Consider the following 17,010-nt stretch of genomic DNA (forward strand, 5'->3'; position numbering starts at 1 on the left):
TGTCAGCTGAGGAGGCGAAATATACGCACCTTGCTCGGGGGCGTCAACTACTAAAACCCGTAAAAATGGCCAAACCCAGCCTGAAAAACATCAAGCCATTGTTTTAAAACAATTTAGTCCGCTCATGTTTTTTCAAGCCATCTATCCTGCTACAACTTACCGCTGAAGGTATGCGTCAAACGTCCTCTGCTGCAGGATAGAAACGCGCGCTCAACTACGGTAATCGGCGTTGATACGCACATAGTCATAGGAGAAGTCGCACGTCCATACGGTCGCATCCGCACTCCCCCGCTCCAGCACAACCCGTACCGTAATCTCGCTTTGCTGCATGACGCGTTGGCCATCAGCCTCTTTATAACCTGGGTGACGCCCCCCGGCGGAGGCCACCAGCACATCATCTAGATAGAGGGAAAGCCTATCCACATCTAGATCCGTCACTCCGGCATAACCGATCGCGGCCAACAAGCGCCCAAGATTAGGGTCGGACGCAAAGAAGGCGGTTTTAACCAGTGGCGAGCGTGCAATCGCATAGGCGATATCCTTGCATTCGGCCACGCTACGCCCGCCTTCCACTTTGACGGTAATAAATTTGGTCGCGCCTTCGCCGTCACGCACGATGGCCTGCGCTAGCTCGCGGGCAAGATCCAGCAAGACGGCTTTAAATGGGGCGTAATGCGGATGGTCGACCGAGTCGATCAGGCTGCTTGCGCTTTGCCCGCTACAGATCAGCATAAAGCTGTCATTGGTCGACGTGTCGCCATCAATAGAAATGCAGTTGAAAGACTGGTCGGCGACCTCCTTGACCAGCTGTTCCAGCACTGGGCGCGTAATAGCCGCATCGGTCGCGATAAATCCCAGCATAGTGGCCATATTGGGGTGAATCATGCCGGCGCCTTTGGCAATGCCGGTCAAGGCGACAGGCACACCATCCAGACTCAATGTGCGACTCGCCGCCTTGGGTGCCGTATCGGTCGTCATGATAGCCTCGGCCGCCTCGGCCCAGTTGGCTTCACGTCTTGCCGGTAAGGCCTGGATGATCTTAGCTACCGGTAGCGGCTCCAGAATCACGCCGGTAGAGAACGGCAATACCTGCTCGGGCTGGCAGCCCAGCTCTTCAGCCAGTGCCTTGCAAACTTGCAGGGCATGTTCACGCCCAGCGACGCCGGTACCGGCGTTAGCATTGCCGGTATTGACTACCAGCGCGCGTATTTGCACTCCCGCCCCCAGATGGGATTTGCTCACTTGAACCGGTGCGGCGCAGAAACGGTTCTGGGTAAAGACGCCGGCAACGGTATTGCCTTTATCCAACTGAATCACCAGTACATCCTTGCGCTCCGCCTTTTTGATACCGGCCTCAGCCACCATCAGCTTGACACCGGCTACCGCCAGCAAGCTTTGCTCATCCGCGACTTTGAGATTGACTGCCATTCCGCACCTCCACAATAAATGTTATTGGCATTGATTGTAACGGATTTATTTATGTCTGCGCGACAGCCCGTCCTCAGTTGGCCAGCGCCTCTTCCAGACACGACAGCAGCGGCTCGCCATAGCGCGCCAACTTGAGCTCTCCCAAGCCATAGATATGCCGCAACTCAGCCAGTGACGATGGCCGCTTCTCGACCAGTTCGCGCAAGGTCTTGTCGGAGAAAACGGCATAAGCCGGCACATTGTGCTCATCCGCCATGCTTTTACGCCAACGCCGCAGTGCCTGCCAGACCCGCTCTTCGCGCTCGGTGCGTAACCATTGCTCGGTGCTGCCGGCTTTAGCCCGGCTATCATCTGCCAGCGGCCGCAGGAAGATTTTTTCCTGCCCCTTGAGAATATTGCGGCTGGACTCGGTCAATACCAGCGACTGCCCGCGCACGACATCAACCTCGATAATCTTTCTTGCCACCAGTTGGCGCACCAGCGAACGCCATGCCCGCTGCGAATATTCCTTGCCGATGCCGAAGGTAGAGAGCTGGTCATGGCCGACTTGCAGCACGTGCGCATTGCTGCGCCCCAGTAACACATCGATAACCTGACTGGCCGGATAGCGCTGCCCGACCCGCCAGATACACGACAATAGTTTTTGCACGGCCAGCGTCGCATCAAACGTGACCGGCGGGTGCAGGCAATTGTCGCAATGCCCGCACGGCTGCCCCACTTCACCAAAATGCGCCAGGATCAGCTGGCGACGGCAGGCGGCGGTTTCGCAAAATGCGACCATTGCATCCAGCTTGGACAGCTCGACCTGCTTTTGTAGCTGAGCCATCTCCGAGTTCAGGATCATCTGCGTCAGCTGCACCATATCGTTCAGCCCATAACATAACCAGCTGGATGCAGGCAGGCCGTCACGCCCGGCGCGCCCCGACTCTTGGTAAAAGTTTTCCGGGCTTTTAGGCAGGTCGACATGGGCGACAAAGCGCACGTCCGGCTTGTCTATCCCCATTCCGAAAGCGACGGTCGCCACCATCACCACCCCGTCCTCGCGCAAAAAGCGGCGCTGATTCGCATCCCGTGCCTCGTGCGACATCCCCGCATGATAAGGCAGCGCCATGATGCCATTCTGTGCCAGCCATGCGGCAAACTCTTCGACCCGCTTGCGCGACAGGCAATAGACGATGCCGGACTCGCCGCTATGCTCGCGCTGGATATAGGCCAGCACCTGCTTCTTGGCCTCATGCTTTTCGATGACCTGATAGAAGATATTGGGCCGATCGAAACTGGATTTGAACACCGGCGCAGCCGTCAGCCCCAGATAGTGCAGGATATCAGCTTCGGTCTGCGGGTCAGCCGTTGCCGTCAGCGCAATGCGCGGCACGGCTGGAAAGCGCTGGGCCAGCACACCCAATTGCTGATACTCGGGACGGAAGTCATGTCCCCACTGGCTGACGCAATGCGCTTCATCAATGGCAAACAGCGAAATATTCAGCCCGGCCATAAATTCGAGAAAACGCGGGGTCAACATGCGCTCGGGCGCCACATAAAGCAGCTTAAGCGCACCCGAGCGCGCATCCTGCGCGATGCACCGTTGCGCCTCCGGCTCGGTCGCCGAGTTAAGACAGGCGGCGGCAATGCCCTGCTCGGTCAAAGCCGCCACCTGATCCTGCATCAAGGCAATCAGCGGCGACACCACGATGGCCAGACCGTCGCGCATCAGCGCCGGAATCTGGAAGCACAAACTCTTGCCGCCACCTGTCGGCATCAGCACCAGCGCACTGCCCCCTTGTGCGACCTGCGCGATAATCTGTGCCTGCTCCCCCCTGAATGCGGGGTAACCGAACAGGTTTTGCAGAATATCGAGGGCTTGACGCATGGTTTGACGACCGGAAGAGCAAGAAAGACGCTCATTGTAAGCGCAAAACAAATCCGGACAGCCTTATGTTGCCGCAAACAACTAGCCGGCCTTGCCTGCTGACCTGCGCGCATGAATATGCGAGACTGCGCGCACGGAGGCTTTCATGTTCAAGCATTTATTACGCAGCACCGTGCTTTGCACGGCTTTTCTGGCAGGTTGCGCCACACAAACCGGCAAACCGCTAGACACCGGTACTGCAGGCGGCAGCCGTCCGCAGGCCAATGCCGAATGGCACAATCTGGGGGTCTCGCCTAGCGGCAATGTCCTGCACGAAATAGACGGACTGAGCATACGCAAGCACGGTAACAATCTGTTTGCCTACCGCGACCGCAAGACCATTTTCAACCCGGCCAAAGAGAACTACCTCAATACGCCCAGGCACAAACAGTCCGTCAATCGCTGGGTCGTCGATTGCAAGGCGCGCAATATACGCCTGACCGGCATGGATCTGTTTGACGAAAATGGCCGTGCCATCGCCAACTACACATATAATGACAAACAAATTAGAGCAATGCCGGTTGTACGCAACTCGGCCAGCTATCAGCAATTTGAATATGTGTGCGGAACTACGGGCAACTAAGCGCCGGGCTCCGCCGGAACGGAGCCCATGCGCAGAATCGTTTTCAATCAAAAAGGCGGGGTCGGTAAATCGACCATTACCGTAAACCTGGCGGCAATCGCGGCCAGCCTGGGTAAGCGGGTACTGGTCATCGACCTCGACCCGCAAGGCAATAGCAGCCATTACCTGACCGGTGAAAGTGCGGCGGATGCCCGTCAGGGCGTGGCGGGCCTCTACCAGCAGATGCTCAGCATCAGCCTGTTCGGCAAGAAGGCGGATGACTTTATCAGCGCAACCCGCTTTCCGGGCTTGTCGCTGATGGCCTCGCATCCGGAACTGGCCGAAATGATGGTCAAGCTGGAGTCGCGCTACAAAATGTTCAAGCTTAAAGAAGCACTGGATACGCTGGACGACAAGTTCGACGAAATCTGGATAGATACCCCGCCTGCGCTTAACTTCTATACCCGCTCGGCCCTGATTGCCGCCGAGCGCTGCCTGATTCCTTTTGACTGCGATGCCTTCTCGCGCCACGCCCTGCTCGGACTGATCGACAGCGTAGCGGAAATCCGCACCGACCATAATCCGGCTTTGTCTATCGAAGGCATCGTCGTCAACCAGTTCCAGCCACGCGCCAGCCTGCCCAAACGCATGGTGGAGGAATTGCGCGAACAGGGTTTGCCGGTACTGGACCCGCCGCTGCCGGCCTCGGTCAAAATCCGCGAATCACATGAAGCCTGCAGCCCGATGATTTTTCTTGAGCCGCGTCACAAGCTGTCGCAGGCCTATGCCGCGCTGTATCAATCGCTACCGGCCTGACGAAAACGCCAATAACGCGGTGCCTCATGCCGCCATGCCCGTATGCTGACCCTGTCGGATACATCAATCTGCACCGCCCCGCTCTCGTCGGTGCGCACCAAGCGCGCACCGCTGGCGGCTACTCGCGCCAACACTTCCTCGTGCGGATGGCGATACCGGTTGCGGTAGCCGTTGCTGGAAAGCGCCCATTGCGGCGCAACACGAACCAAAAATTCGGCGGCGCTGGAGGTACGGCTACCGTGATGGCCCAGCACCAGCACGCTGGCACGCAAGGCTGCGCCATAGCGCACAATCAGTGCACGCTCCCCAGCTTGCGGCAAATCACCGGTCACCAGCAAGGCCTGCTGCCGGGTGGCAACCCTCAACACACAACTGGCGGCGTTATCATTCTCCGGGGGATCACCGGCTGCGGGCGCCAGCATATCAAAGCGCACCCCGTCCCAGACCCAGCTTTGCCCGGCCAGACAAGGCAGGGCATGAATACCGTCAGCACGCATTTTTCCGACCTGCCCGGTCAGGATACGCGCGGCAGGCAAGAGCGCCAGCAAGGAAGCGGCGGCCCCCATATGGTCGGTATCATGGTGCGACAACACCAGCACATCCAATCGCCGGACACCCAAGCCTTGCAATTGCGGCAGCAAAATACGGCCGGCCTCGCCTGCGCCGGTATCAAACAACAGGTGATGGCGGCGGGTCTGTACCAATAGCGCAAGACCTTGCCCGACATCGATCAGGCGGGCGCGAAAATGCCCCGCGTCAGGCACGGGTGCCGGGTAAAACAATAATGGCCCCATCAGCAACAGGCCAAACAGGCGCGCACACCATGCCAGCGGTAGCAGAAGCAGCAAGCTGCCGGCCAACGCCAAAATAGTCAGTGGCCAGGGGGCCGCCGGCAAGGCCAGTGCCGGAAAGCGCGCCAGCCAAGCCAGAGCCCAGAAAAAACCTTGTGCCGCCAAGCCGGCCAGATGCAGTAGCCCGCCGCTTGGATCAAACAGGCCAAGCAGCGCCAGGGGCGTGACCAGCAGCGTGATCCAGGGAATGGCAAGCAAATTGGCCAGCGGCGACACCAGCGGCAATTGACCAAAGAACCACAGCAGCGGTAAAGGCGACACCACCAGCACCGCCCACTGCCCGGCCAGCATGTCGCGCCAGCCATAAAGCGGGCGGCGTCTTGCCATGCCAGCCACAATCAGCGCCGCCACCAGGCCAAACGACAGCCACAAGCCCGGTGTCAGCACGGCAAACGGATCGATCAGCAAGACCAGCGCAAGACTGCTCCACCATATTTGAAAAGGCGTAAAGCCACGCCGCATCAGCAGCATGGCGCCGGCTAGAGCCAGGGCCAGCACCGTGCGCTGGGTCGGCACCGAAAATCCGGCCAGCAGCGCATAGGCAAATGCCGCGCCCACCCCGGTCAGGATGACCAGTGTTTGCGGCGTGCGCACCAAGCGCGGCAGCAAGAAAAGCAGGCCGCGCATCAGGTACGCGGCCAGCAAGGCCACCATGGTCACATGCACGCCGGAGATGCTGACAAGGTGGGTGGTGCCGGTCGCGGCCAACTCGCGCCATACTGTACGCGGCAAATCGCCCTGCGCGCCCACCGCCAGTGCGGCAACCAAAGCGCCCTCGCGCCCGTCGCCCAGCGTGGCATAAATCCGCGCCACCAGACGTGCACGCAAACGGTCCAGCGCGGCGGCCATGCCCGCCTCCTGCCCCAGCGCGACCCGGTATTTTCCGACGCTGCCACTGGCCAGCAAGCCTTGCGACCACATCCAGGCTTCGCCATCAAAACCATAGGGGTTGGCCTCGGCGCGCGCGGCACGCAGGCGCAGGCTAAGACGCCAGCGACTGCCGGCCGGCCAGTCGCGCTGCAGATAGTCACGCGCCAGCAGCACGCTAGGCACTCCGGCTGGCGCATGCTCAGGCACAAAATCGAAGCGGGTGGCAAAGTCGTTGCGGGTCGCCAGCCCCTGCACCCGGCCTTCAAGCACAATCGGTATGCCCTCCTCGGCCGCTGACAGGCTATGCGCCAATTGCTGTTGGGCGCGCCAGCTTGCCCACGCCATCGCGCAGCACACCATCAGGATGCCGTAACAGACGCGCAAACCCACACCCCGCAAATAGCGTCGCGCAGGCCAAGCCAAAAGCAATGGCAGCAAGCACCAGCGCCAGTCTGGCAAATCGGGCAGCACGGCAATCAAGGCCACGCCCAGACAGAAGCAAACCAGCCGTTCCATGCTCCATCATATGCAGGCACAACTTGCATGGCAGCCTAGCCTCGCTTATCGTGCGCCCTCGCCCGCTACTGCCTGAAAGACCGCCATGTCCGATTTTCCTTTTTTCCTCGCCGCCAGTGCCCGCCGTGACTACGCAGACAGACTGGTCGCCCTGTTCGGCCTGCAACGCCTGCGCGCACGCCCGACCAGCGGCTATTGGCTGGAACTGGGGGACGACAGGCTGGAGCTGGTGACCATAGGCAAGCATGGCGCGGTTTACGCCGAGTTTGTTGAAGGCGCAGCCAAACACCGGCGCGAACAGGGCGGCGGGCGCGGCCAGCCTGTGGCCAAGGCCATCGGCCTCAAGAGCGCCAAAACCCTGCCCAGCGTCGTTGATGCGACCGCCGGCCTTGGGCGCGACAGCTTTGTACTGGCAAGTCTGGGCTGTCAGGTCACCTTGCTTGAGCGCTCACCCGTCGCCGCCGCCTTGCTGTTTGATGCGCTGGACAGGGCACGCTCGCATGCCGACACCGCCGATATCGCCGCACGCATGACGCTGGTGCACGCCAACTCGATAGACTGGCTGAGCACGCTGGCTCCCGAGCAGGCACCGGATGTGGTGTTTGTCGACCCGATGTTCCCCGACACCGACAAAAAAAGCGCCGCAGCCAAAAAGGACATGCAGGCCTTCCAGCAGGTCATCGGCGACGATATGGACAGCGCCGCCCTGCTCGCGGCAGCGTGGGAGGCGGCACGCAAGCGGGTGGTGGTGAAGCGCCCGCGCCTTGGCGCACCGATAGCAGGCATGAAGCCTTCGGTGGTGATGGAAGGCAAATCGACCCGCTTTGACCTTTATATCAAGCAAAGCATGAGCAAGCCGGACTAAGCGGCGAATGGCACAAAGCTCGAAGCAAGCACTCGCCAACTCGACAGGCTGCGTTTAAGCGATTATTTTAAAGCCATCCTGAATTCCCACACAGATACTCAACATGAATGCTGTCCTTCTTGCGGTCGTGCTGATGCTCGGCCTGTCACTCGCCCGCACCCATGTCGTCATCAGCCTGCTGATCGGCGCCATCGTCGGCGGACTGGTCGGAGGCCTGTCACTGGCCGATACACTGGAGGCCTTCAATAAGGGGCTGACCGGTGGCGCGTCGGTGGCACTGTCCTATGCCTTGCTCGGCGCTTTTGCCGTGGCCATTGCCAAGTCCGGCCTGCCGCATGCTCTGGCCGATATTGCCTTAAAGAAACTGGAAAACGGGCAAGCCAAAACCAAGCTCAAGTGGACCTTGCTGCTCTTGCTGGTGGCGGTCAGCATCTCCAGCCAGAACCTGATTCCCATCCATATCGCCTTTATCCCGCTCTTGGTGCCGCCGCTGCTTTATGTCATGGCCAAGCTGCAACTGGACAGGCGCGCGGTTGCCTGTGTGATGACTTTCGGTCTGATCACACCCTATATGCTGTTTCCGGTCGGCTTTGGCGAGATTTTCCTCAAACAGATCCTGTTGGGCAATATCGCCAAGTCCGGCATGGACGTGGCCGGCATCAATGTCACCCACGCCATGGCCATTCCGGCGGCCGGCATGCTGGCTGGCCTGCTGTGTGCGGTATTCATCAGCTACCGCAAGCCGCGCCACTACAGTCTGGGGCGCATCGAGAATGCCGAGCGTACCCATGCCAAAATCAGCACACGCTCCATTCTGACCGCGCTGTTCGCCATTGTGCTGGCGTTTTCGGTACAGCTTTACTCCGGCTCCATGATCATGGGCGCACTGGTCGGCTTCCTGACCTTTATCGCCACCGGCGTGGTGAAATGGGAAGACGCGGACGATTTGTTTACCGAAGGCATGAAAATGATGGCGATGATAGGCTTCATCATGATCACCGCCCAAGGCTTTGCCGAAGTACTCAAGGCCACTGGCCAGATTGCCCCGCTGGTCAACGCTTCGGCCGATCTGTTTGGTCATAACCGCGGCCTGGCCGTATTCGTCATGCTGCTGGTCGGCCTGTTTATCACCATGGGCATAGGCTCGTCCTTTTCCACTGTGCCCATCATCGCCGCCATTTATGTGCCGCTGTGCATACAATTGGGTTTTTCACCGATGGCGACCATCGCCATTATCGGCACGGCCGGAGCCTTGGGTGATGCCGGCTCGCCAGCCTCTGAATCAACGTTGGGCCCCACCTCGGGTCTGAATGTGGACGGCCAGCACGACCATATCCGCGACACCGTCATTCCGACCTTTCTGCACTACAACCTGCCGCTACTGACCGCAGGCTGGATTGCCGCCATGGTGCTGTGAAATTTTTAAGGAAGCATGATGAATACTCCTGCCCCAATGGCACTGGCGACACGACTCGCCCCCTTACTCAACGGACTTGACTGGGGAGTCGGCGGCAGCACCCTGCTCTACCATCTGGGGCTGGAGGCCAACCCGCAGGATCTGGATCTGCTGGTCACGCCCGAGCACTTTGCCCAGGCCCATCTGCGTCTGGCCGAACTCTTTAACGAAGAACCAAGGCCGGCGCATCCGCGCCATATTGCACAGCACTTCGCCCGCTTTGTCAGCCAGGACGGCAGTGCCATCGATTTGATAGCGGGCATTTGCGTACGCGACGGGGAGAAACAGACCAGCTGGGACTTCGACCCGGCACAGGTGGATATCGAACATGGCTTGCCATGGATGCGCGCCGAAGACTGGCTGACGCTCTACACCCTGTTCCAACGCCCGTTTCGCGTGCAGCAGCTACAAAACTGGCTCAATGCACGCGATGCCGAGCAACGCTGTGGCGAACTGGAAATCCGTCTGGCCTTTCTGGATGACACCGTCGATGCCTTAAGCAGCACGCTTGCACGCCAGCAACACGAACTCGACCTGCTGCAAGAACAGCTGCGCCTCTTGTATCGTCAAAGCGCACGCGGCAGTGGCGAAAATGAAGAGCGCTCGCTGCGCGACGAAATTCCGCCGCACTATTAAACCGCTACGCGCCTGCCGGCTGAGGGGTGAGTCATGCGTCCGGAAAACAGCCCGGATGCAACAATCAGCATGCCGCCCAACCACTCGCCTGCTCGTATGCTTTCACCGGCAAGCAGCCAGGCGGTCGCTGCGGCAAACACCAGCTCCAGCAACATCAACGCCGTCACCTGATTGGCCGGCAACAACGATACGCCATGCTGGGAGATCACACTGGTACACAACAAGGTAACGCCCAGCGCAAGGATGACCGCCCATGCCATGGGCGGAACTTCCAGCACGGCGGCTAACTGACCACGCCAAAGCAAGGCTCCCGCAGCAAAAAACAGAACACCCAACCAGATCATGGCGGATTTGACCGGCAAGGGCAGAGTATCGGCACTACGGCTCAGTACATTACCCAGCGAAAACGCCATGCCACCGGACAAGGCCAGCCACTCATAGAGATGGCTCAAGGGTAAATCGCCGTCAAACACACCGGGGCGCCACAAAATGGCCAGGCAACCCGCCAGCAAGGTGGCGATCACCACATAACCGCTGCGGGTCAGCCGCTCGTGCAGGATCAGGCGCGCCAGCAGCGCCGTCCACAGCGGAGACAGATAAAACAGCAGCAGCACACGTACCACCGGCCCCTCGGTCAGTGCCCAGCTATAGCTGAAATTGCACCACCCAAAAGCCAGCATCATCGGCAGCATAACCGGTGTCCAGCGCACCCCCTGCCGAAAAGTCGCGCGAAACAGCACCAGGCCCAGCAACATGGCGATCAGATACACCAGCAAGGAGGTGGTCCAGTTACTGACACCTCCTGCTTGCAAGGCGCGAAAAGGGAGCCACATCAGCCCCCACACCAGCGCGGTCGTCAACAGACAAGCCACGGCAGTCAGCTTTTGTTTTGCCAGGATCATATTGTTTTCTTTAAGATGGTCAGATTTGCTGCAGCACGAGAGAGAACCGTGAACCCCAATCTGGCCCTACTGCAACCCTACCCGTTCCAGCGCCTGCGCGCCCTGCTGGCCGATGTCCAGCCCCCGCAAGACAAGATCGCCATCAATCTGTCGATCGGTGAACCCAAGCACCCGACGCCGGCGCTGCTCACCGATGCACTGACGGGTAATCTGGAGGGACTCGCCGGCTATCCTGCCACGCTGGGTACCGACGCCTTGCGTCAGGCTTGTCGCGACTGGGCCCAGCGTCGTTACGCGATCGAGCTGGATGCGGCTTGCGAAGTGCTGCCGGTTAATGGTAGCCGCGAGGCGCTGTTTTCTTTTGTACAAAGCGTGATCGATAGCAGTGGCGCCGAAAAACCTATCGTCATTTCACCCAATCCGTTTTACCAGATTTACGAAGGTGCTGCACTGCTGGCTGGTGCCCAACCGTTTTACGTCAACTGCACCGCCGAGCGCGCTTTCCAGCCGGACTGGTCTGCCGTACCGGAGGCGATCTGGCAGCGCACACAACTGGTTTTCGTCTGTTCGCCAGGCAACCCGACCGGCGCGGTGATGAGTCTGGCCGACTGGCAGGCGCTGTTCGAACTCTCCGACCGCTACGGCTTTGTGATTGCATCGGACGAGTGCTACGCCGAAATCCACTTCGGCAGTCCGCCTTTAGGTGGACTGGAGGCGGCGCGCAAGCTGGGACGCGACTACCGGCGCCTGGTGATGTTTACCAGCCTGTCCAAGCGCTCCAATGCGCCAGGCCTGCGCTCGGGCTTTGTTGCCGGCGATGCCAGTCTGCTGGCAGACTTCCTGCAGTACCGCACCTATCACGGCAGCGCCATGAGTCTGCCAACACAGGCCGCCAGCATCGCCGCATGGAATGATGAAGCGCATGTCGTTGCCAATCGCGCCGCTTACATCGCCAAGTTTGATGCCGTGACCGCCCCCTTGGCTCAAGTGCTGGACGTCAAACGGCCCGATGCCAGCTTCTATCTGTGGGCCCGCGTGCCCGGCGGGGACGATGTCCGCTTTACCCGCGAACTGTTCGCGCACGAGCACATTACCGTCCTGCCCGGTTCGCTGCTGGCGCGCGAGGCGCATGGCCACAACCCGGGCCAGGGCTATATCCGTATCGCGCTGGTCGCACCACTGGCAGAATGCGTTGATGCCGCACAACGCATGGCACAATTTACAAGCGCTTATCGCACTGCAAACACTTAAAGATTACGATCATGACCACCACCATTCATCTTGCCAAAGGGCTTAACCATATGCATCCGCTGCAATCCCTGATTGAAAATGCCTTCGAAGAGCGCGCATCCATCACGCCAGCTTCGGTCTCGGCCGAACTCAAAGCCGCTATCGAGCAGGTCATTAATGAACTGGACAACGGCCATCTGCGCGTAGCGGAAAAACAGGGCGACGAGTGGATCGTCAACCAGTGGCTGAAAAAAGCCGTGCTGCTGTCGTTCCGCATCCGCGACAACGAAGTGATGGATGATGGCGTCAGCCGTTATTTCGACAAGGTCGACACCAAATTTGCCGACTGGAAGGCAGAAGACTTCAGCGCTGCCGGCTTCCGTGCCGTACCCGGTGCGGTCGCACGCAAGGGCGCTTTCATTGCCAAAAACACCGTACTGATGCCGTCCTTTGTCAATATCGGCGCCTTTGTCGACGAAGGCACCATGGTCGATACCTGGGCCACCGTCGGCTCCTGCGCCCAGATCGGCAAGAATGTGCACCTGTCAGGCGGCGTCGGCATCGGCGGCGTATTGGAACCCTTGCAGGCCAACCCGACCATTATCGAAGACAACTGCTTTATCGGCGCGCGCTCGGAAGTGGTCGAAGGCGTGATCGTCGGCGAAGGCTCGGTGATCTCCATGGGCGTATTTATCGGCCAATCCACCCGTATCTATGACCGCGAAACCGGTGAAATCCACTATGGCCGCGTACCGGCCGGCTCGGTGGTGGTGTCCGGCAGCCTGCCATCCAAAGACGGCAGCCATAGCCTGTATTGCGCGGTGATCGTCAAGAAGGTCGATGCGCAGACCCGCTCCAAAACCAGCATCAATGAGTTGCTGCGCGGCATCTGATGCCCCCGCTTAGGCCCGCCGGCAAAAGGCGGGCTTTTTTGCGCCCCAAAAAATCACCGCGTCAAGCATAAGCGCCAAACAGCACCTATCCGCTGTGTGCATTGCAACAAGAGATCATAAAGCAAGGCGGTAATTTGGTGATTCTGCCTTGCAGACTGTAAAATGCCGAACAACTCGGGCAGCTTCTGCCCCATTTTTTTGGTCATAGAAAACTCCGTGAGTACAGACAGCTTTATCGAATTCAGAAATGTCAGCTTTGCCTATGGCGAGCGCAGCATTCTGAAAAACATCAACCTGAGCATTCCCTACGGGCGCTTCGTCGCCATTATGGGCGGCAGCGGCAGTGGCAAGACCACCTTGCTGCGCCTTATATCGGGTCAGGTTCACCCGCAACAGGGCGAAGTGATCGTCGGCGGCCGCCATGTCGAAAAGATGAGCACGCGCGAACTATTCGAGCATCGCCGCCGTATGGGCATGCTGTTCCAGTTCGGCGCGCTGTTTACCGATCTGTCGGTATTCGACAATGTGGCCTTCCCGATACGCGAACACACACACTTGCCCGACAGCATGGTGCACGACCTGGTGCTGATGAAGCTCGCCGCCGTCGGCCTGCGCGGTACCGAACACCTGATGCCGGCCGAACTCTCCGGCGGCATGTCGCGCCGTATTGCACTGGCGCGCGCCATTGCACTGGATCCGGCACTGATGCTGTACGACGAACCCTTTACCGGACTGGACCCGATCTCGCTGGGTGCGATTGCCCACCTGATCAAAAAACTCAGCGATGCGCTGGGCACCACCTCGGTGATGGTGACGCACGATGTACAGCACTCGCTCAATATCGTCGACTACGTCTATTTTGTCGCCAATGGCGAGATCGTGGCCGAGGGCACGCCGGACGAGGTTCGCGCCTCGTCATCCCCCTGGGTACACCAGTTTGTCTACGGCGAAGCCGACGGCCCGGTGCATCTGGCCTATCCGGCCACCACCTCGCTGGCCGATGATCTTGGACTCGGAGGCGCCCATGTTTGAAACCCTGCTCTCTCCCCTGCGCAAGCTGGGCCACTGGGTGATCGAGGCTATCTGGCGTCTGGGTGTGATCAGCCGCTTTTTTGTCGCCATCCTGATGAACTCGGGACAAAGCCTGCTGCGCTTTCATCTGGTGATACGCGAGATGTACTTCTCCGGCGTGCTGTCGCTGATCATCATCGTCGTGTCCGGCCTGTTCGTCGGCATGGTGCTGGGGCTGCAAGGCTATACCACGCTGGTGCGCTTTGGCTCGGCCGATGCGCTGGGGGCACTGGTGGCGCTGTCCTTGCTGCGCGAACTGGGCCCGGTGCTGGCTGCGCTTTTGTTTGCCAGTCGCGCAGGCTCGGCCATGACCGCCGAAATCGGCCTAATGAAGGCCACCGAGCAGCTGGACGCCATGAGCGTGATGGCGGTCAACCCCATCGCTCGCGTCGTGGCGCCACGCTTCTGGGCCGGCGTGCTGTCCATGCCGATTCTGGCGGCGCTATTCAATGTAATGGGAATTATCGGCGGCTACGCCGTCGGCGTGCTGATGATAGGTCTGGACAGCGGCAGCTACTGGTCGCAAATGCAGGCCAATGTCGACCTGCACGTCGATGTGGTCAACGGCCTGATCAAAAGCCTGTTCTTCGGCATGGCGGTGACCCTGATTGCCGTGTACGAAGGCTTTGATGCGACGCCCACCGCCGCCGGCGTCTCGGCGGCCACCACCCGTACCGTCGTCACCTCGGCCCTGGTTATTCTGGCACTCGATTTTGTGCTGACTGCCTTCATGTTCTAGCTTCGGAAAAAACCATCATGAAACGCTCCATCATCGACCTGTGGGTCGGCATTTTTGTCGCCATCGGCCTTGCATCCATCGCCTTTTTGTCACTTAAGGTGGCCAACCTGACGCCGCAAAGTGCCGACAAGAGCTATGCGCTCTATGCCGAGTTCGACAATATCGGCGGCCTCAAGGTCAAGGCACCGGTCAAGGCGGCCGGCGTTCTGGTTGGCCGGGTCAGCAGCATCGAGCTTGACCGCAAGAACTATATGGCGCGCGTCAACCTGAGCATAGATAGCCAGTACAATTTCAGTCAGGACACCAGCGCCGAAATCCTGACCGCAGGCCTGCTGGGCGAACAATACGTCGGGCTGGTGCAAGGCGGCGACCCGGAAGACCTGAAACCCGGCGGTCGCATTGCCCTAACTTCGTCGGCACTGGTACTGGAACAACTGATCGGCAAGTTCATGACCAGCTTTGCCGAAGGCGGCGCCGCCAAAGACGACAAACAGCCCTGAGCCGCCGGCTCAGGCACTAAACTGAAAATCAATACCGGACACCCTGAAAATGAAAAAACTGCTACTGACCACCCTGTTCCTCCTCGGCCTGTCGACCCAAGCCATAGCGGCCGATACGCCGCTGGCGCTGATTCAGGACACTTCGACTCAGGTTCTGGAGATGCTGAAAAAGGACGACGGCAAGAACACGGCCCGAATCCGCACCCAAGTCGAAACCTTCGTCATCCCCAAATTCGACTTTACCCGCATGACCGCGCTGGCCGTCGGCCGCGGCTGGCGCGATGCGAGCCCGGAACAAAAAGAGGCACTGGCACGCGAATTCCAGACCATGCTGGTGCGTACCTACTCCGGCACCATGACCCGCTTCAAGAATGCATCGGTCAATATCAAGCCCAATGTAATTCTGAACAACGAAGGGCGTGAAGCCACGGTTAAGTCGGAAATCACCACCGGCAGCAATAACGGCAACGGCAGCAAGCCGGTCAATGTCGACTATGTGCTGTACAAGACCGCACAGGGCTGGAAAGTCTTTAATGTCAGCGTCGAGGGCGCCAGCCTGGTCACCGTGTACCGCAACCAGTTCAGCGATGAAATCCGCAAAAGCGGTCTGGATGGTCTGATTCGCGCCTTGCAGGACAAAAATGCCAAGCTGGCACGCGGAGCAGCCTGATGCCTGCCCATCACGCCGCCACCGCGCTGTCCGGCGAGCTGACTATGCTAAGCACCGGGCAACAGCTCAAAGAACTGTCTGCCCGGCTTAAAAGTGGCGACAGCTTGCACCTTGATCTGGCCAAGGTTAACCGAGCCGACTCGGCGGCCTTGTCGATGCTGTTCGAGTTGGCACGCCAAGGGGCGGTGCAGGGCAAGTCCTTTACCCTGCAAAATGTGCCAGCACCGCTGATCAGCCTGGCCAGGCTATACGGCGCAGACGTCCTGCTGGACACGTTGATGGAGCCTACAAGATGAAATCCTTGCGCTTGTTAACCATTGTGGCGGCACTATCGCTATCGGCTTGCGCCAGCAACCCGAGCAGCCCCTATGACCCCTACGAGCCGTTCAACCGCTCGATGTATAACTTTAACTCGACGCTGGATCGCAATGTGATCAAGCCGGCAGCAGAAGGCTATCGTACCGTCACACCCAAGCCATTCAGAACGGCGGTCGGCAACTTCTACGGCAACATGAAAGATGTGTTCAGTCTGCTGAGCAATACGCTGCGAGCCGAACCGGAAAAAGCACTGAACGATCTGATGCGGGTCAGCATTAACTCGACCTTCGGCCTGTTCGGCCTGATCGATATTGCAACACCGGCAGGTCTGGTAAAGAACCGTACCACGCTGGGCGACACCTTCGCGAGTTGGGGCTGGAAAAACAGCAACTACCTGATGCTGCCGTTTTTCGGCCCATCTACCGTACGCGATGGCTCGGGCCTGGGTATTTCGCTCAGTATTCCGGGGCCGGAAAAGCTGATCTATGACACGCTGCCGCAAGCCGCCGGCTTTTACGGCCTGTATGGTGTCAACGAACGTGAGCGCTTGCTCGGTCTGGAACAGCAGATCGACGAGTCCTCGCTGGATGCCTATACCTTTACCCGCGACGCCTATATGCATATGCGCGCCAAGCAAACCGGGGCGGTATTGCCACAGGATACGGATGAAGAAGAAATCAATATCGATGATCTGGTAGGCGCACCGCAAGCCTCGGCTCCCGTGGCTGCACCACCGGTGCCCAAGCCCTGAAAGCAGACGCAGTAAAATACCCCCGCA

17 protein-coding genes are annotated in these 17,010 nt (G+C 59.4%); 13 read left to right on the top strand and 4 right to left on the bottom strand.

The annotated features are described in order from the left end of the window. Positions 1–210 precede the first annotated feature (210 nt). Complete coding sequence (argJ, locus tag M3P88_RS13735) at positions 211–1,428, bottom strand: bifunctional glutamate N-acetyltransferase/amino-acid acetyltransferase ArgJ (RefSeq protein ID WP_249616576.1); 1,218 nt, start codon at positions 1,426–1,428, stop codon at positions 211–213. Positions 1,429–1,501: 73 nt separating this feature from the next. Then, on the bottom strand, positions 1,502–3,298 hold the full coding sequence (recQ, locus tag M3P88_RS13740; RefSeq protein ID WP_249616577.1) for a DNA helicase RecQ: 1,797 nt from the start codon (positions 3,296–3,298) through the stop codon (positions 1,502–1,504). A gap of 145 nt (positions 3,299–3,443) precedes the next feature. Between recQ and M3P88_RS13745 the strand changes: the two genes are divergently transcribed. Continuing rightward, positions 3,444–3,920, top strand: a complete 477-nt coding sequence (locus M3P88_RS13745) for a surface-adhesin E family protein (protein ID WP_249616578.1) — start codon at positions 3,444–3,446, stop codon at positions 3,918–3,920. Positions 3,921–3,947: 27 nt separating this feature from the next. Continuing rightward, entirely contained in the window at positions 3,948–4,715 is a 768-nt protein-coding gene (locus tag M3P88_RS13750) for a ParA family protein (protein ID WP_249616579.1), read from the top strand. On the opposite strand, the gene M3P88_RS13755 is transcribed toward M3P88_RS13750, so the two are convergent. Continuing rightward, positions 4,697–6,952 (bottom strand): DNA internalization-related competence protein ComEC/Rec2, encoded by a 2,256-nt coding sequence (locus M3P88_RS13755; protein WP_249616580.1) that lies wholly within the window; start codon positions 6,950–6,952, stop codon positions 4,697–4,699. The two genes, M3P88_RS13750 and M3P88_RS13755, sit on opposite strands and share 19 nt — an antisense overlap. An 85-nt stretch (positions 6,953–7,037) precedes the next feature. Between M3P88_RS13755 and M3P88_RS13760 the strand changes: the two genes are divergently transcribed. From M3P88_RS13760 to M3P88_RS13770, 3 genes are all read left to right on the top strand, one after another. Continuing rightward, positions 7,038–7,817: a class I SAM-dependent methyltransferase gene (locus M3P88_RS13760; RefSeq protein ID WP_249616581.1), complete on the top strand. Its 780-nt coding sequence runs from the start codon at positions 7,038–7,040 to the stop codon at positions 7,815–7,817. Positions 7,818–7,920: 103 nt separating this feature from the next. Next, positions 7,921–9,234 carry a Na+/H+ antiporter family protein gene (locus M3P88_RS13765; RefSeq protein WP_249616582.1) on the top strand — a complete coding sequence of 438 codons (1,314 nt, stop codon included), beginning with the start codon at positions 7,921–7,923 and terminating at the stop codon, positions 9,232–9,234. 18 nt (positions 9,235–9,252) lie between these two features. Beyond that, complete coding sequence (locus M3P88_RS13770) at positions 9,253–9,909, top strand: SlyX family protein (RefSeq protein WP_249616583.1); 657 nt, start codon at positions 9,253–9,255, stop codon at positions 9,907–9,909. Here the strand turns inward: M3P88_RS13770 and M3P88_RS13775 are convergent. Next, positions 9,906–10,811, bottom strand: coding sequence for a DMT family transporter (locus M3P88_RS13775; protein ID WP_249616584.1), 906 nt, complete (start codon positions 10,809–10,811; stop codon positions 9,906–9,908). The two genes, M3P88_RS13770 and M3P88_RS13775, sit on opposite strands and share 4 nt — an antisense overlap. Positions 10,812–10,859: 48 nt before the next feature. Here M3P88_RS13775 and dapC point away from each other — a divergent pair, with 48 nt between their 5' ends. The 8 genes from dapC to M3P88_RS13815 all read left to right on the top strand — a co-directional run bounded on the left by dapC (position 10,860) and on the right by M3P88_RS13815 (position 16,983). Next, complete coding sequence (gene dapC / locus M3P88_RS13780) at positions 10,860–12,062, top strand: succinyldiaminopimelate transaminase (protein WP_249616585.1); 1,203 nt, start codon at positions 10,860–10,862, stop codon at positions 12,060–12,062. Positions 12,063–12,112: 50 nt separating this feature from the next. Then, complete coding sequence (dapD, locus tag M3P88_RS13785) at positions 12,113–12,934, top strand: 2,3,4,5-tetrahydropyridine-2,6-dicarboxylate N-succinyltransferase (RefSeq protein WP_249616634.1); 822 nt, start codon at positions 12,113–12,115, stop codon at positions 12,932–12,934. Between the two features lie 216 nt (positions 12,935–13,150). Next, the gene (locus M3P88_RS13790; RefSeq protein ID WP_249616586.1) at positions 13,151–13,966 is read left to right on the top strand and encodes an ABC transporter ATP-binding protein; all 816 of its coding nucleotides are present in this window, start codon (positions 13,151–13,153) and stop codon (positions 13,964–13,966) included. Continuing rightward, positions 13,959–14,744 carry a lipid asymmetry maintenance ABC transporter permease subunit MlaE gene (mlaE, locus tag M3P88_RS13795; RefSeq protein WP_249616587.1) on the top strand — a complete coding sequence of 262 codons (786 nt, stop codon included), beginning with the start codon at positions 13,959–13,961 and terminating at the stop codon, positions 14,742–14,744. Before M3P88_RS13790 ends, mlaE begins: the two co-directional genes overlap by 8 nt. A gap of 17 nt (positions 14,745–14,761) precedes the next feature. Beyond that, positions 14,762–15,244: an outer membrane lipid asymmetry maintenance protein MlaD gene (gene mlaD, locus M3P88_RS13800; protein ID WP_249616588.1), complete on the top strand. Its 483-nt coding sequence runs from the start codon at positions 14,762–14,764 to the stop codon at positions 15,242–15,244. Between the two features lie 49 nt (positions 15,245–15,293). Further along, positions 15,294–15,914: an MlaC/ttg2D family ABC transporter substrate-binding protein gene (locus M3P88_RS13805; protein ID WP_249616589.1), complete on the top strand. Its 621-nt coding sequence runs from the start codon at positions 15,294–15,296 to the stop codon at positions 15,912–15,914. After that, complete coding sequence (locus tag M3P88_RS13810) at positions 15,914–16,210, top strand: STAS domain-containing protein (protein WP_249616590.1); 297 nt, start codon at positions 15,914–15,916, stop codon at positions 16,208–16,210. The genes M3P88_RS13805 and M3P88_RS13810 overlap by 1 nt, the downstream gene beginning before the upstream one ends. Further along, positions 16,207–16,983, top strand: a complete 777-nt coding sequence (locus tag M3P88_RS13815; RefSeq protein ID WP_249616591.1) for an MlaA family lipoprotein — start codon at positions 16,207–16,209, stop codon at positions 16,981–16,983. Before M3P88_RS13810 ends, M3P88_RS13815 begins: the two co-directional genes overlap by 4 nt. Positions 16,984–17,010: the final 27 nt, after the last annotated feature.

The organism is Craterilacuibacter sp. RT1T, assembly GCF_023502145.1.
GTDB lineage: Bacteria > Pseudomonadota > Gammaproteobacteria > Burkholderiales > Chromobacteriaceae > Craterilacuibacter.

Coding starts and splice junctions, on each gene's coding strand:
- M3P88_RS13760 (WP_249616581.1), top strand. CDS start 7,038: ATGTCCGATTTTCCTTTTTTCCTCGCCGCCAGTGCCCGCCGTGACTAC.
- dapD (WP_249616634.1), top strand. CDS start 12,113: ATGCATCCGCTGCAATCCCTGATTGAAAATGCCTTCGAAGAGCGCGCA.
- M3P88_RS13755 (WP_249616580.1), bottom strand. CDS start 6,952: ATGGAACGGCTGGTTTGCTTCTGTCTGGGCGTGGCCTTGATTGCCGTG.
- M3P88_RS13765 (WP_249616582.1), top strand. CDS start 7,921: ATGAATGCTGTCCTTCTTGCGGTCGTGCTGATGCTCGGCCTGTCACTC.
- M3P88_RS13750 (WP_249616579.1), top strand. CDS start 3,948: ATGCGCAGAATCGTTTTCAATCAAAAAGGCGGGGTCGGTAAATCGACC.
- M3P88_RS13805 (WP_249616589.1), top strand. CDS start 15,294: ATGAAAAAACTGCTACTGACCACCCTGTTCCTCCTCGGCCTGTCGACC.
- argJ (WP_249616576.1), bottom strand. CDS start 1,428: ATGGCAGTCAATCTCAAAGTCGCGGATGAGCAAAGCTTGCTGGCGGTA.
- M3P88_RS13770 (WP_249616583.1), top strand. CDS start 9,253: ATGAATACTCCTGCCCCAATGGCACTGGCGACACGACTCGCCCCCTTA.
- recQ (WP_249616577.1), bottom strand. CDS start 3,298: ATGCGTCAAGCCCTCGATATTCTGCAAAACCTGTTCGGTTACCCCGCA.
- mlaE (WP_249616587.1), top strand. CDS start 13,959: ATGTTTGAAACCCTGCTCTCTCCCCTGCGCAAGCTGGGCCACTGGGTG.
- mlaD (WP_249616588.1), top strand. CDS start 14,762: ATGAAACGCTCCATCATCGACCTGTGGGTCGGCATTTTTGTCGCCATC.
- M3P88_RS13745 (WP_249616578.1), top strand. CDS start 3,444: ATGTTCAAGCATTTATTACGCAGCACCGTGCTTTGCACGGCTTTTCTG.
- M3P88_RS13815 (WP_249616591.1), top strand. CDS start 16,207: ATGAAATCCTTGCGCTTGTTAACCATTGTGGCGGCACTATCGCTATCG.
- M3P88_RS13775 (WP_249616584.1), bottom strand. CDS start 10,811: ATGATCCTGGCAAAACAAAAGCTGACTGCCGTGGCTTGTCTGTTGACG.
- M3P88_RS13810 (WP_249616590.1), top strand. CDS start 15,914: ATGCCTGCCCATCACGCCGCCACCGCGCTGTCCGGCGAGCTGACTATG.